This is a genomic window from Sphingomonas sp. NCPPB 2930 (genome assembly GCF_042867205.1).
Classification (GTDB): Bacteria; Pseudomonadota; Alphaproteobacteria; order Sphingomonadales; family Sphingomonadaceae; genus Sphingomonas.
Map to the genome: position 1 here is coordinate 20,465 of NZ_JBHZQU010000010.1, position 13,094 is coordinate 33,558.

Here is a 13,094-nt window from a genome sequence, read left to right on the forward strand (position 1 = left end):
CCCCCTTATTGTCCCGCGCGCCACAAACGGGCGCGCCATTCGACGCTCGCGGTCCAGCGCGCGCCCGTCTTCGCCATGCGGGTCGCGATGACCGCCAGCCCGGCGACCCGCCATCCGTCCGACAGCGCGGCGGGCAGCGCGATCCCCTCGACCGCCTGCATCGCCGCGCGCAGCCGCCGGGGCTGTTCGCCCTCGTCGCTCAACGTCACGGTCACGCGCAGCTCGCGCCCCTCGATCCCCGCCGCGCCCCAGTCGCTGTCGCTCGGCTCGCCCAGCACCGCCTGCGGGACGCCGCCGCGCACCGGGACCGCGTCGAACACCGTCACCGCCAGCGGCTGCAAAACGGTGCGAAGGCCAGTCAACAGGCCGGTGCGCAGCGCCTCGCGCGCGGTCACGACCGCCTCGGCGTATCGAGCCGCATCCGCCGCCAGGGCCGCCACAGCGCCGCGACCGCCGCGGGCGGCACGGCGGCGGCCTCGCGATTGTCGAACAGGTGCGCGCCCATGATCGCCACGCCATGCGCGATCTCGGGCGGCAAGCCCGTCCAGTCCGCTGCCAGCCCGGCGCGATAACGCACCGTGATCGCCGCGCCGGTACGGACCCAGCCACGACCATCACGGTCTATCGCCCCCTCGCCCTCCGACAGGATCGCGCCGACCGGCGTCGCCGATAGCGCCTGCCACGCGACCGACGCCGTCACCGGCTCCTCGACGACTCGCGCGATCAGCACCTGTCCGCAAAAGGACTCTGCCAGCCCCAGCGCGACGCCCGCGACCCGCTCGACCAGCGCCGCCTCATTGCCCTCGTCCAGCCGCAACAGCGCGCGCACCGCGCCCGCCGCCGCCGTCACGGTCGCGGCGGGCAGGGGCTCCATCGTCCCGCTCATCATGAATTCTCCTTCACCGATACAAGTTGCGACAGGCGCGACATATGATCGTCACACTTGGGGAGCAGAGACCTGCTCAGCCGCTGCCCGCCTCCCCCTTGGGCACCGGCCATGCCGACCCCGCGCCCCCCGGCCGGGTCCGGCATCCTCCCTGAACTACGGGGCAGCCGCCTGCCGGCTGCCCCGATTTTTCCGAGGGGTCAGTTCGTCGCGAACTTCATCAGCTTGATCGCCTCCGAGTCGCTGACACAGCCGCCGACCCGCCGCGTGGCGTAGAAGGTGACGAACGGCTTGTTGCTGTACGGATCGCGCAGGATCGCCGTCTCGGCGCGCTCGGCGATCAGATAGCCGAGCCGGAAATTGCCGAACGCGATCGCGCAGGCATTCTCCGCGATGTCGGGCATGTCCTCCGCCTCGACCACCGGATAGCCGAGCAGCGTCGCGGGCTGCCCCGCCACCAGCCCCGGCGCCCACAGGAACTGGCCGTCGCCCGACTTGATCTTGCGGATGCGCGCCGAGGTCGCGGCGTTCATCACGAAGCACGCCCCCTGGCGATAGGGCGCACGAAGCGACTGGATCAGGTCGACCAGCCGTTCGTCGGGGGCGGGCCCGAACGCGCCGGGCGCCCCGCTCGCCAGATATTGCAGCGTGCCGAAGGGGCGGGTGCCGTCCCGGGCCGAGGAGATCGGGCCGGTCAGCAAGCCGCGCGGCCGGTTGACGCCCGATCCGGTGATGAAGGCCTGGCCCTCGGCCCGTGCGAATTCGGTGGCGATCTCCTCCGCCAGCCAGCCCTCGACGTCGAACGCCGCATCGTCCAGCATCGCCTGGCTGGCCGAGGGATTGGCATAGAGCTCGCCCATCGGCGGCGCCAGCTCGACAAAGGCGGGCGTCGCGGTCTCGGGCCGCGCCGCCGTCTCGCTCGCCCAGCCCGACGGCGTGCCGCCGGTGGTGATCAGCTTGCGATAGCCCGCCGATCCCACCGCCACGACATTGGCGATGCCCCGGATCGGCGAGACGGTCTTCAGGACCGAGGCGATCGCCGCATCGATCTCGCGCGGGACGGCAAAGCCGCCGCTGTCCCCGGTCGTGCCGGTAAAGGCCTTCAGCTCGACGGTGGTGCCGCTGCGCACATAGCCGCCAAACGCGCCGTCGCTCTTGTCGCGCGCGCCGTCCAGCACGGGTCGTTCGATCACGTCCATATCAATTCCCCTTGGTTGAAAGGTGATTCACGCGGGCGAGCGGCTGCATCGGCACCGTCACCAGGCTGATCTCGATGAGTTCCGCCGACAGGATCGCGCGGGCCGCGCCCTGGTGGACGACGCGCGGCCGATAACCGACCGACAGCCCCGCCACCGCGCCCGACCGGACCAGCGCGGCGAGCACGGGGTCCTCGACCACGCCCGCGACCGCCAGCCCGGTGGCGTCCTCGACGAGCGACTCGATGCGCCCCATCGCCGCCCCGCGATGCTGCCAGAGGAGCGGCACCCGCCCCGCGCCCGCGAACGCGCCGCGCCGCATGACGTCGCCCACCCGGTCCATCCGGTCCCAGATCGCGGCATAGCCCGTGAAGGAAAGGCTCATTTCAGCCAGTCCTCCATCCCCATCCGCATCGCGATTCCCGCCAGCAGCAGCGCGCCGAGCAACCGGCTGATCCAACCGACCATGCTCTTCCACACCGACGACTTGGCCTCGCGCCACGCGGTCAGCAGCTCGCGCAGTTCCGCGACATCCCCCGCCGCCTCGGCGTCCGAAAGGCCCAGCCGGGTCAGCGCGCGCGTAGCGCCCAGCTCGCCCGCTTCCTCGGCGACCGCGCGCAGCGTCACGAGGTCCGCACCGCTGTCCGCCGCCTGCGCCAGCAGCCGCGCCAGAACGTCGCCGCTCATGACAGACCTACCATGGCGCGCTTCTCCGCCGGATCGAGGAAGTCCGCGCTCGCCGCCATTTGCCACAGCATCTGCCGCTCCTCGGCCAGCGCGGTGACGCGATTCATGTCGACCGACAGGCTCGCCCCCTCGAACCAGCCCGCCAGCCCCTGCGACAGCCCGCTCAGGATCGCGCCCGCCAGCGGCAGGATCGCCTGGCGCCACAGCGCGCGGTTCGCCTCGCGGTAATTGGCATAGGTGTTGTCGCCGGGCAGGCCGAGCAGCATCGGCGGCACGCCAAAGGCCAGCGCGATCTCGCGCGCCGCCGACGCCTTGGCCGCGATGAAGTCCAGCTCCGCCGGGGTCAGGCTCATCGCCTGCCACTTCAGCCCGCCTTCGAGCAGCAGCGGCCGCCCCGCATTGCCGCTGCCCGCAAAGCCCTCCATCTCGGCGCGCAACCGCTCGAACTGGTCCGGGGTCAGGGTCGAGCCGTCACCCGGATCATAGACCAGTGCCCCCGACGGCCGCGCCGCATTGTCGAGCAGCGCGCGGTTCCACGCCGCGGCGGCGTTGTGGATCGCGATCGCCCCCGCCGCCGCGCCCAGACAGCCCAGCCCATAATGATCGTCGAGCGGGTGACAGCTTTTCAGATGCACCACCTGCGGCCGGATCGGATCGACCGGCAGCGTCGTCACCCGCCCCCCTGCGCGGTAGAGATAGGCGGCGGGCCAGCCGCTCGCGTCCAGCTCCATCGTCACCCGTTCGGGGCGCAGCGCGAACAGCTCGACGACCGCGCCATCGCCGTCGCGCAGCAACTGCACATAGGCATTGCCGTGCAGCAGCATATGGGTCGCGACCGTCTCCAGCAGCGCCTGCCCCTCGCTGCGCGCCGCGACCAGCGCGACCAGCTCGGGATGCGAGGCGACCAGCGGTGCTTCCGCCAGTCCGCCCGCCACCATCCGCACCGCGCGCTGCGCCACCGGGTTGCGCAGATAGCCCTCGCGCACCTGGCTTTCATAGGACGGTGCCGCCCCCGTCAGCGGCACCCCCGACCGGGCCAAGCCCAGCCCGAGCAAGGGACGCGCAGCCCCCCGCCCGGCCTTGCGACCGAACATCCTCATCCTTCTGCTCCTCGAAAGGCCTGCCGCCACAATCGGCGTCCGTCGCCCCAGCAAAGGCTGGGGCCTCGCTCGCCCCGTTCCTGCACCACCCGAAGATCCCAGCCTTCGCCGGGATGACGGGTTCAGAGATTCCGTATCCCCGGCGGCCCCCGGCCCGACAGCATCAGCTCGGTCAGCGCCCAGACCAGCGCGTCCGCGCGATCCGGCGAGCGGCCCGGCCCGTCATAGGCTCCCGCCACGCCCAGCCCGCACAGCTCGTCCTCCAGCGCGGGGAAGCCACGCGAATGCCACACGCGGCCTTGCGCATAGAGAAACGACACCGGCTCCGCCCGTGCGGCTTTCCCGATCGAGGCATAGACCAGATGCACCGGCAGGGTCGGGTCGGCGAGCCGCAGCACGCTCTCCACCATGTCGCCGCCCTGGTTGCGCTCGGCCACCACCCGGTCCGCGCGGTTGCGCCTGGCGCAGCCCGCGACCCGCGCCGCCCAGCCCTCGGGCGACAGCCCCGCCTCGCTCGCATCCTCCAGCACATAGCCATGGCCGTCGCGACCCAGCCCGACCGCGACGATCCCGCAGGCATCGCCGCTGCTGGTCGCGGGCGGATCGACGCCGACCACCACCCGGTCGAGCGCGGGCACCGTCTTCGCCCGCTGCCGATCGAGCAGCGCGCGGGTCCACAGCGCCCCCTCGCGATCGTCGACCATCTCGCCGTCCAGCTCCTGCCGCCCCAGCCGCGTGTCGCCATATTGCGCCAGCATCGCGTCCTGGAAGCTGTCGGGCAGATGCGCATTGTCGCTGGTCCGCCCGATCGTCTCGACGCAATCGGACAGCGCCATGACCTTGCGCATCAGCGGCGTCGCGCGCGGCGTGGTCGTGACCAGCACGCGGGGACGCTCCCCCAGCCGGAGCGTCATCATCAGATTGTCCCACCCGGCCTCCCCCTTCCATTTGCCCAGTTCGTCGCACCAGGCCGCATGATGCTGCGGCCCGCGCAAAGCCTCGGGCGCCGCCGCCGAATAGGCGAAGCCGATCGCGCCCGACGCAAAATGCACCTGCCCCAAACTGCCGATCCAGCGCGGCGTCTCTCCCTTACGCGCCACCGCCAGCAGACCGCTTTCGCCGCGCACCATCACCCGCTCGACATCGCGAAGGGTCGCCCCCATCAGCGCGATCCGCGCGCCCGGATTGTCGCGGGCGAGCGCACTCACCCACTCCGCCCCCGCGCGCGTCTTGCCGAAGCCGCGCCCCGCGCGGATCAGCCAGACCCGCCAGTCGCCCGGCGGCGCGATCTGTCCGTCATGCGCCCATAATTCCCATCGCTCGACCAGCTCACGCTTCTGCGCCGGGGTCAGCGCCGCCAGCGCCTGCCCCCGCGCCTCCGGTTCCAGCATCGCCAGCGTGGCGAGCCGCGTCGCCGCATCCTCTCCCGCCATCACGCCATCCCCTTCAACCGCCGCCGCGCCAGGCCGTCGAGCGCGCGTTCCAGCGCCGCATCGGTCTCCGCCGCATCGGCGCGCGCCGCGGCGTTCGCCCCGTCACCGGCCTGCGCCAGCGCATCCCGCCGGGCGAGCAGCTTCAGATAGAGTTGCACCTCGGTGGCCGAGAGCGGCGGGGTGATGGAGAGGCCGGTGGTCCCCGCACCGGCCTCTCCGCCCTCCTCCCCACCCTGGGCCAACAGGGTCAGCATCCGGCGCAGCAGGCCTTCCTCGACCAGCGCGTGCGCCGCGCCGATCGCCTCGGCCCAGCCATCCGCGAAGGTCGGATCGCGTCGCCGCAACCCGCGTACGGCGCCCAGCGTCTCTCCCACCGCCCGCGCCGCCACGCCCGCATCCGCGCTGACCGCCAGCGCCGCCAGGAATTGCCGTCGCCGCGCCTGCGTCCACCGCGCACCCTCCCCCGTTCCGGCCATCCCCGCTCCCCCCGAAGCACCGGACGCCCCCGACCGCTCCCCCGGTCAGGCCGCCTCCGATGTTCCTGTTATGTACCGGATGCGATCGGCTTTGTATCCAACAAAGGAACCGCTGCGGTTCGCGACGCAAAAGCGGCTTGCCAGATGCCCGACACCCCGGCATTAGGCGGGGCTTCCCGAGAGGGGGCGATTAGCTCAGTTGGTAGAGCGTCTCGTTTACACCGAGAATGTCGGCGGTTCGAGCCCGTCATCGCCCACCATTCCAGACATCATCGGATAGGCCCGACTCGGCGAAAGCCGGGGTCCGGATGCCGTGCGGGGCAGTGGATCAGAAGAGATTGTGTTCGCGCGGAGGCGCGGAGAACGCGGAGGTGTTTCGCCCGTGGCAACTTATCCCGCTCTCCACCTCATAAAGATGAAGACGTGCCGCAGCCGATCGGACAGCCTCTCTGCGCCCTCCGCGCCTCCGCGCGAACAAATCTTCTGGAATCTCGTAATCGGATAGCGACTGGACCCCGGCCTTCGCCGGGGTGGTCGAGTCGGGATCAGGCCAACTTCCAGTAGGTCGCGTACCGCTCATGCGCGATGCGGTGGTACGGGACCAGTCGCACCGGCTGGCCGTCCGCGGCCGGGATGGTGAATTCGAGCGGCTTGCCCGAGGCCCGGATCTTCTGCGTCAGTTCCTCCGGCTCGCCCGCCAGCGTCGGGGCCTGGAACGGCGTGTTGTTGTAATCGCCATATTTGCGCTCGCTGACGATGATGTCCGCACCCGGCGCCAGCCCCTCGCGGCCCAGCGCACCGGCCAGCACCAGCGGGCCATAGGTGAAGGCGACGATCTCCGGCGCGGCGGGGGCGCTTTCGACGCCGGGCTCCATCGCCATCCGCCATTCGACCGTGTCGCCGGTCTTCCACGTCCGGGTCAGCTCGGCATAGCGGCCGGGCTTGTCCGAGCGCTCCACCTCGGCGCCGTTGACCAGCAGGGTCGCGGTACGGCTCCATTTCGGGTGGCGCAGCTTCAGCGTCAGTTCGGTCGGCTGGCGCAGCTTCCACTGGAACCGGGTGGTCGCCGTCTCCGGGAAGGTCGTCACCTGGGTCAGCACCGCGCCCTTGTCGGCCCAGGTCACGCTCGAGGGGATGAACAGGTTCACGTAAAGCGCGCGGTCGTCATGGAAGTAGATCGAGTCACGATACTTCACATGATTTTCCATCCCCGTGCCGGTGCAGCACCAGAAACTGTCCTCGGGGGTGTGGTAGAGCTTCATGTAGCCCGGCCGCGCGCCCTGGAAATAGGTCGCCATGCCCGTATCCGGGTCCTGCGAGGCGAGGATGCCATTGTAGAGCGTGCGCTCGTAATAATCGGCATATTCGGCGCGCGGATCGTGCAGGAACAGCGCGCGGGTCAGCTTCAGCATATTGTGCTGGCAACAGGTTTCCGACCCCTTGGCGGAAAAGACATGCTTGTCGAAATCGGCCATGGCGAAGAAATGCTCGCCATCGCCATGCCCGCCGGTCGCGAAGGAGCGGGTATGCGCCACCGTCCGCCAGAAGAACGCCGCCGCATTCTGATATTTCGGCTCGCCGGTCGCCTCGAACACGCGCTGGAAGCCGATGATCTTGGGCACCTGCGTATTGGCGTGCAGCCCATCGAGATAATCGCGCCCCTGCGCCAGCGGGTTCACGATCGCCTTTTGCGAGAAACGCTCGGCGACGCGGCGGTAATCGGCGTTGCCGGTCATGACATACAGGTCGGCATAGATTTCGTTCATGCCGCCATATTCGGTTTCCAGCATCGTCTCGAACTGCGCATCCGATAGCGGCCTGGTGGCGACGACGCCCCAATCGGCCAGCCGGATCAGCACCGCCCGCGCCGGTTCGCTGTCCGCCAGCAAGGCGGCGTCGCGCAGGCCCGCATAGACCTTGTGCAGCGTGTACCACGGCACGCCGGTGATCGGTTCGCCGCGCAGATGCGCCGCGACCAGCGCGGCCCCCTTGGGAAAGGCGCAGACCAGCCCGGTGCCCGCCGCCTTCTGGCACTCGGCCAGTTCGTTCGCGATATAGTCGATGCGCTGGCGGTATTTCCGATCGCCGGTCGCGCGAAAGGCGAGCGCGCAGGCCGACAGATAATGGCCCAGCGTATGGCCATGGCAGTTGATGTCGTCCCACTGGGCCTCCGACTCCCAGCCGCCATAGACCGGGGCCTTGGGCTTCAGTCCGGCATTCTTGCGGAAATTGGCGAGCATCCGATCGGGCTGCAACCGCATCAGATACGCCTCGGTCATCTTCTGCGCATGGAGGAACGGCCCCTCCGCCAGCGTGACATCGGCCATGTCGAAGGGCTGGACCATGGCGGCGGATGCGGTGGCGATCGGCCGCGCCCCCAGCCCCGCCCCGTTCTGCGCCCAGGCGCTGGCGGGCATCGCCGCGCCCCAGGCGGTGGCCATCGCCCCGACGCTGGCGGTGGCAAGGACGTCGCGACGCGACGGGGCGTGGCAGCATGAGGGCACCGATCTTCTCCGACTATTTATCTTTGCCCATGGGGTAGCGGGCTTCGGTCGGGATTCGCAACCGCTTTCGTGCATGGAGAGGATCGACGGCCAAAAGGCGCGCATTGCGCCACGGCACCGCCGTTTCTTGTCGGACAGATAGAGGCGATCAGGAGGCCGTCAAATGACTCCGCCCGGCACGCAGGCTCATGCGCCAAAGCTGCTGGACGAGCGGCTCGTCCTCCGCCGCCCGGCCCGGCAGCCGGGCGACCACGCCTTTGGCGAGCGCCAGTCCCAGATCGCCCAGCGTCAGCGTGAAGCAGGTCAGATCGGGCGACAACGCCCGGCACGCCGGACTGTCGCGCAACCCGATCACCGCGACATCGCGTCCGGGCTCCAGCCCGATGCTGCGCAGCGCGCGATAGGCCCCGACCGGCGCGGTCTCGCCCATCAGCAGCAAGGCGGTCGGCGGATCGGCCAGCGCCATCAGCGCGCGCGCGGTTTCCTCGCCATCGCTCTCGTCCGTCTCGCCATGATGGACCAGCACCGGGTCGAAGGGCAGCCCCGCCCGCTCCAGCGCGGCGCGGTAGCAGGCGAGGACGATCTGGCTGTTGTTGATCGACACGGGCGGCGCGACCAGCCCGATGCGCCGGTGCCCGGCCTGGGTGAACAGGCTCATCGCCTCGGCCACCACCCCCTCGAAATCCAGGTCGATCCAGGCATAGTCGTGCGCCGTCGCGGTCCGCCCCAGCGCGATGAAGGGAATCCCCCGCTCGAGCAGGAACGCGATCCGCGCATCGTCCTGCTGCGTCCCCGACAGCACCCAGCCATCGACCGTCCCGCGCGACACGTGCCGCCGCAAAAAGGTCAACCCGTCCTCGCCCTTGCGCGCCAGCAGGACGACGAGGTCCAGGTCATGCTCGCCCAGCCCGCTCTGCAATCCCTCCAGGAGCGCCATGAAGAACGGGTCGCCATGGATCGCGCTGTCATTCTCCAGCGTCAGCATGAAGCCGATCGTGCCCGTCCGCCCGCTGCGCAGCGTCCGCCCCGACTGGTTGGGAATATAGCCATGGGTCCGCGCCGCCGCGATCACCCGCTCGCGCGTGGCGGGGCTGACATCCTTGCGATCGTTCAGCGCGCGCGAAACCGTGCCGATCGAAAGCCCCAAATGCTTGGCGAGCTGGCGTATGTCCATGCGCCCGTGATTGCGGGACGGCGCGATCCGCACAAGGGTCATTGACAGTCCCGATTGTTCCGATCACTATTCGTAAACGTTTACGGACGCACAAAGATCGGGAGGGTGACAGGGTTGGACACGCTGTGTCTGGAATCGCGCGCGATCGCATGGCGCTACAATGGCGACTGGCTGCGGATCGAGGCGCATGGTCCCGACGGGCTTCGGCTGCGCGCCTCGACCTTTCCGGCGACCGATGCCAAGACCCATGCGCTGCTCGACACCGTCGCCCATGACGGCACGCCGCACGTCACCCGCGACGGGGCCATCGCCCGCATCACCCATGGGCGGATCACCGCCGAGGTCGACCTTCAGGGCCGGGTCCGCTTCCTGAACGCGCGGGGGCAGCTGCTGCTCGAGGAGAAATGGCGGCAGCGCGATACGATCAACACATTCTGGACGGTCGGCACCGACGAGGTGCGCACGATCAGCGCGCTCGGCCTGTCGGGGCGCGAGTTCAAGCCGCTGCCCGGCGAGGTCGCCGCGATCACCGTGCGGTTCGAGGCGAAGCGCGGCGAACGGCTCTACGGCATGGGCCAGTATCAGCAGCCCAATCTCGATCTGGCGGGCTGCTCGCTGGAACTGGCGCAGCGCAATTCGCAGGCCAGCGTCCCCTTCGTCGTGTCGAGCGAAGGCTATGGCTTTCTGTGGAACAACCCGGCGGTGGGCGAGGTGCATTTCGCCGCCAACGGCACCGTCTGGACCGCACGCGCCGCGCGCGAGATCGACTATTGGATCACCGCCGCCGACACCCCCGCCGAGATCGTGCGCAATTATGCCCGCGTCACCGGGACCGTGCCGATGATGCCCGACTTCGCGTTGGGCCTGTGGCAGAGCAAGCTGCGCTATCGCACCCAGGAGGAGTTGCTGACGGTCGCGCGCGACTATCACCGGCGCGGCATTCCGCTGGCGGTGATCGTCGCCGACTTCTTCCACTGGCCGATCCAGGGCGACTGGCGGTTCGATCCGCGCGAATGGCCCGATCCGGCAGCGATGACCGCCGAGTTGAAGGCGATGGGCACCGAATTGCTCGTCTCGATCTGGCCGACCGTCGACCCCAGGTCGGAAAATTACGCCGAGATGGCCGAAAAGGGCTATCTGGTCCGCGCCAATCGCGGGCTGGACGTGCAACAGGAATTTCTGGGCAATACCCGCTTCATCGACATCACCCATCCGGGCGCGCGCGCCTTTCTGTGGGAAAGGGCGAAGCGCAACTATCGCGACCAGGGGGTGGCGCTGTTCTGGCTGGACGAGGCCGAACCCGAATATAGCGCCTATGATTTCGACACCTATCGCTATCATGCGGGCAGCGTGCTGGCGGTCGGCAACGCCTATCCGCTCCATTATGCCCAGGCGTTTCACGACGGGCTGGCGGCGGAGGGAGAGACCGAGATCGTCAGCCTGATCCGCTGCGCCTGGGCGGGCAGCCAGCGTTACGGTGCGCTGGTCTGGTCGGGCGACATCCATTCCTCGTTCGAGGCGATGCGCAACCAGCTGAGCGCCGGGCTGAATATGGGAATGGCGGGAATCCCCTGGTGGACGACCGATATCGGCGGCTTCCACGGCGGCGATGTCGGCGATCCGGCCTTTCACGAATTGATGGTCCGCTGGTTCCAATGGGCGGTGTTCACCCCCGTGCTGCGGATGCACGGCCATCGCGACCCCATCACCCCGCCGCCCGAGCCGTTCCGCGACGGCGTGGCGCAATGCGACACGGGTGCTGGCAACGAACTCTGGAGTTTCGGCGAGCCGGTCTTCGCGGTGCTGCGCCGCTATGCCGCGCTTCGCGAGCGGTTGCGTCCCTATGTCGCCGGGCTGATGCGCGATGCGCACGAGCGCGGCGATCCGCTGATGCGGCCGATGTTCTACGACCATCCGGACGATCCGCGCTGCTGGGCGGTGGACGATCAATATATGTTCGGCCCCGACCTGCTCGTCGCGCCGGTGACGGCGGCGGGGGAGACGATGCGCTGCGTCTATCTTCCCGCCGGGGTGTGGCGCGACGCGTGGAACGGCGACCTGATCGAAGGCGGCGGCGACCTGTCGGTCGCGGCGCCGCTCGACCATATTCCGGTCTTCGTGCGCGACGGCGCGGCGGTCGCCGCGGCCTTCGATCGGGACGGTTGGGAATAAGGGAAAGCGGAATCGGAATCGTCAGGCGATAGACGGGGGAGCAAGGGAGAGGGTCATGGCGGCATCGGGGGCGGACCACGCCATAGCGGCGAACGGAGCACAGCGGAGCGAGGCCGCCGTCGCCGCTTCGATCCCGTTCGTCGAAAAGGTCTGTTACGGGCTGGGCGATGCCGGGGGCACGATCGTCACCGGGCTGATCGCCAATTTCCTGACCTTCTATTACACCGACGTCTTCGGGCTGGCGCCGGGGATCGTCGGCATCCTGTTCCTGTCGCTGCGCATCTTCGATGCGATCTCCGACCCGCTGATCGGGATCATGGCCGACCGCACCTCCACCCGCTGGGGGCGGTTCCGCCCCTATCTGCTGTGGACCGCGATTCCCGTGGGCCTGAGCTGTTTCCTGACCTTCCAGTCGCCCGATCTGGGCTATGACGGCAAGGTCGCCTATGCGGCGGCGACCTATTTCCTGCTCGCCTTCTCCTATTCGCTCAACAACGTGCCCTATTGCGCGCTGATCACCCGCATGACCGACAGCGCGCGCGAGGGCGTGGCGTGCCAGTCGGTGCGGTTCGCGCTGGTCGCCATCGCCTCCTTCTGCGTGTCGGTCGGCCTGCCGATCATGGTCCGCCAGCTGGGCGGCACCGACATCGCGCGCGGTTACCGGGACGGGGTGGCGATCCTGTCGCTGGCGGCGGTCGCGATGTTCCTGATCTGCTTCCTGTTCGTGCGCGAGCGGGTGGTCGCCGCCGATTCGGCCGAGGTGCCGCTGAAGGTCGCGGTCGCCACCACGCTGAAGAACGACCAGCTGCGCCTGACCTTCGTCATGACGCTGCTGCTGATCGGCATCTTCAATACCAAGGGAGGCGCCGCCCTCTATTTCATCACCTATGTGCTGGGCGGCGACACGACCTATCAGGCGCTGTTCTTCGGCACCGCGACGGCGGGCGGGTTCCTGGGATCGGTGATCGTGCCCTTCTTCACCCGGCGGTTCGACGTGAAGACCGTCTATGTCGGGGTGAACCTGATCCTGGTCGCGGGGCATTTCGCCGCCTTCTTCGTGCCGGGCGGCCATCCGATGCTGTGGCTGGTGCTGGTCGGGCTGTGCTGCGTCGTGCTGGGCTGCACCCTGCCGCTGCACTTCACCCTGATCCAGCTCGCCGACCAATATGGCGAGTGGAAGCTGGGCATGCGCTCCTCGGGCATGAGCTTCGCCTTCAACCAGTTCTTCGTGAAGCTGGCCTGGGCGCTGGCGGGCGTGCTGATCAGCGGGGTGCTGGTCATCGTGTCGTACCGGGCGGGGGCGGGCAACCAGACGCCGCTGTCGCTGACCGGCATCCGCGCACTGTCGACCCTCATCCCCGGCCTGATGCACCTGGCGCTCGCCGCCACCGCCGCCCGCCTGATCCTGACCCGCGCGACGATCGAGCGCATGACCGCCGAGCGCCCCCCATGCTCCTCCTGACGAA

The 13,094-nt window shown here is 69.2% G+C and carries 12 protein-coding genes and 1 tRNA gene; 3 read left to right on the forward strand and 10 right to left on the reverse strand.

Going from position 1 to position 13,094, the window contains the following annotated elements:
• Positions 1 to 5: 5 nt before the first annotated feature.
• From ACFX59_RS12355 to ACFX59_RS12390, 8 genes are all read right to left on the reverse strand, one after another.
• Positions 6 to 395 (reverse strand): DUF3168 domain-containing protein, encoded by a 390-nt coding sequence (locus ACFX59_RS12355; protein WP_307102432.1) that lies wholly within the window; start codon positions 393 to 395, stop codon positions 6 to 8.
• Positions 392 to 889 (reverse strand): hypothetical protein, encoded by a 498-nt coding sequence (locus ACFX59_RS12360; RefSeq protein WP_387432574.1) that lies wholly within the window; start codon positions 887 to 889, stop codon positions 392 to 394. The genes ACFX59_RS12355 and ACFX59_RS12360 overlap by 4 nt, the downstream gene beginning before the upstream one ends.
• Positions 890 to 1,086: 197 nt before the next feature.
• Positions 1,087 to 2,085, reverse strand: a complete 999-nt coding sequence (locus ACFX59_RS12365; RefSeq protein ID WP_387432576.1) for a phage major capsid protein — start codon at positions 2,083 to 2,085, stop codon at positions 1,087 to 1,089.
• Position 2,086: 1 nt separating this feature from the next.
• Positions 2,087 to 2,467 carry an HK97 family phage prohead protease gene (locus ACFX59_RS12370; RefSeq protein WP_387432577.1) on the reverse strand — a complete coding sequence of 127 codons (381 nt, stop codon included), beginning with the start codon at positions 2,465 to 2,467 and terminating at the stop codon, positions 2,087 to 2,089.
• The gene (locus ACFX59_RS12375; protein WP_387432578.1) at positions 2,464 to 2,769 is read right to left on the reverse strand and encodes a DUF6127 family protein; all 306 of its coding nucleotides are present in this window, start codon (positions 2,767 to 2,769) and stop codon (positions 2,464 to 2,466) included. The genes ACFX59_RS12370 and ACFX59_RS12375 overlap by 4 nt, the downstream gene beginning before the upstream one ends.
• Positions 2,766 to 3,869, reverse strand: a complete 1,104-nt coding sequence (locus ACFX59_RS12380; RefSeq protein ID WP_387432579.1) for a phage portal protein — start codon at positions 3,867 to 3,869, stop codon at positions 2,766 to 2,768. The genes ACFX59_RS12375 and ACFX59_RS12380 overlap by 4 nt, the downstream gene beginning before the upstream one ends.
• A 122-nt stretch (positions 3,870 to 3,991) precedes the next feature.
• Positions 3,992 to 5,302 carry a DNA-packaging protein gene (locus ACFX59_RS12385; protein ID WP_387432581.1) on the reverse strand — a complete coding sequence of 437 codons (1,311 nt, stop codon included), beginning with the start codon at positions 5,300 to 5,302 and terminating at the stop codon, positions 3,992 to 3,994.
• Positions 5,302 to 5,778, reverse strand: coding sequence for a hypothetical protein (locus ACFX59_RS12390; protein WP_354294016.1), 477 nt, complete (start codon positions 5,776 to 5,778; stop codon positions 5,302 to 5,304). The genes ACFX59_RS12385 and ACFX59_RS12390 overlap by 1 nt, the downstream gene beginning before the upstream one ends.
• 184 nt (positions 5,779 to 5,962) lie before the next feature.
• On the opposite strand from ACFX59_RS12390, the gene ACFX59_RS12395 reads away from it, so the two are divergent.
• Positions 5,963 to 6,038, forward strand: a tRNA-Val gene (locus ACFX59_RS12395).
• A gap of 285 nt (positions 6,039 to 6,323) precedes the next feature.
• Here ACFX59_RS12395 and ACFX59_RS12400 read toward each other — a convergent pair.
• The gene (locus ACFX59_RS12400) at positions 6,324 to 8,219 is read right to left on the reverse strand and encodes a glycoside hydrolase family 127 protein (protein WP_387432583.1); all 1,896 of its coding nucleotides are present in this window, start codon (positions 8,217 to 8,219) and stop codon (positions 6,324 to 6,326) included.
• Positions 8,220 to 8,430: 211 nt separating this feature from the next.
• Positions 8,431 to 9,498 carry a substrate-binding domain-containing protein gene (locus tag ACFX59_RS12405; protein WP_387432584.1) on the reverse strand — a complete coding sequence of 356 codons (1,068 nt, stop codon included), beginning with the start codon at positions 9,496 to 9,498 and terminating at the stop codon, positions 8,431 to 8,433.
• Between the two features lie 63 nt (positions 9,499 to 9,561).
• Here ACFX59_RS12405 and ACFX59_RS12410 point away from each other — a divergent pair, with 63 nt between their 5' ends.
• Together ACFX59_RS12410 and ACFX59_RS12415 are read left to right on the forward strand one after the other, a co-directional pair.
• Positions 9,562 to 11,628 carry a TIM-barrel domain-containing protein gene (locus tag ACFX59_RS12410; RefSeq protein ID WP_387432586.1) on the forward strand — a complete coding sequence of 689 codons (2,067 nt, stop codon included), beginning with the start codon at positions 9,562 to 9,564 and terminating at the stop codon, positions 11,626 to 11,628.
• Positions 11,629 to 11,683: 55 nt separating this feature from the next.
• Positions 11,684 to 13,090: an MFS transporter gene (locus ACFX59_RS12415; protein ID WP_387432588.1), complete on the forward strand. Its 1,407-nt coding sequence runs from the start codon at positions 11,684 to 11,686 to the stop codon at positions 13,088 to 13,090.
• The last annotated feature ends 4 nt before the right edge of the window (positions 13,091 to 13,094 follow it).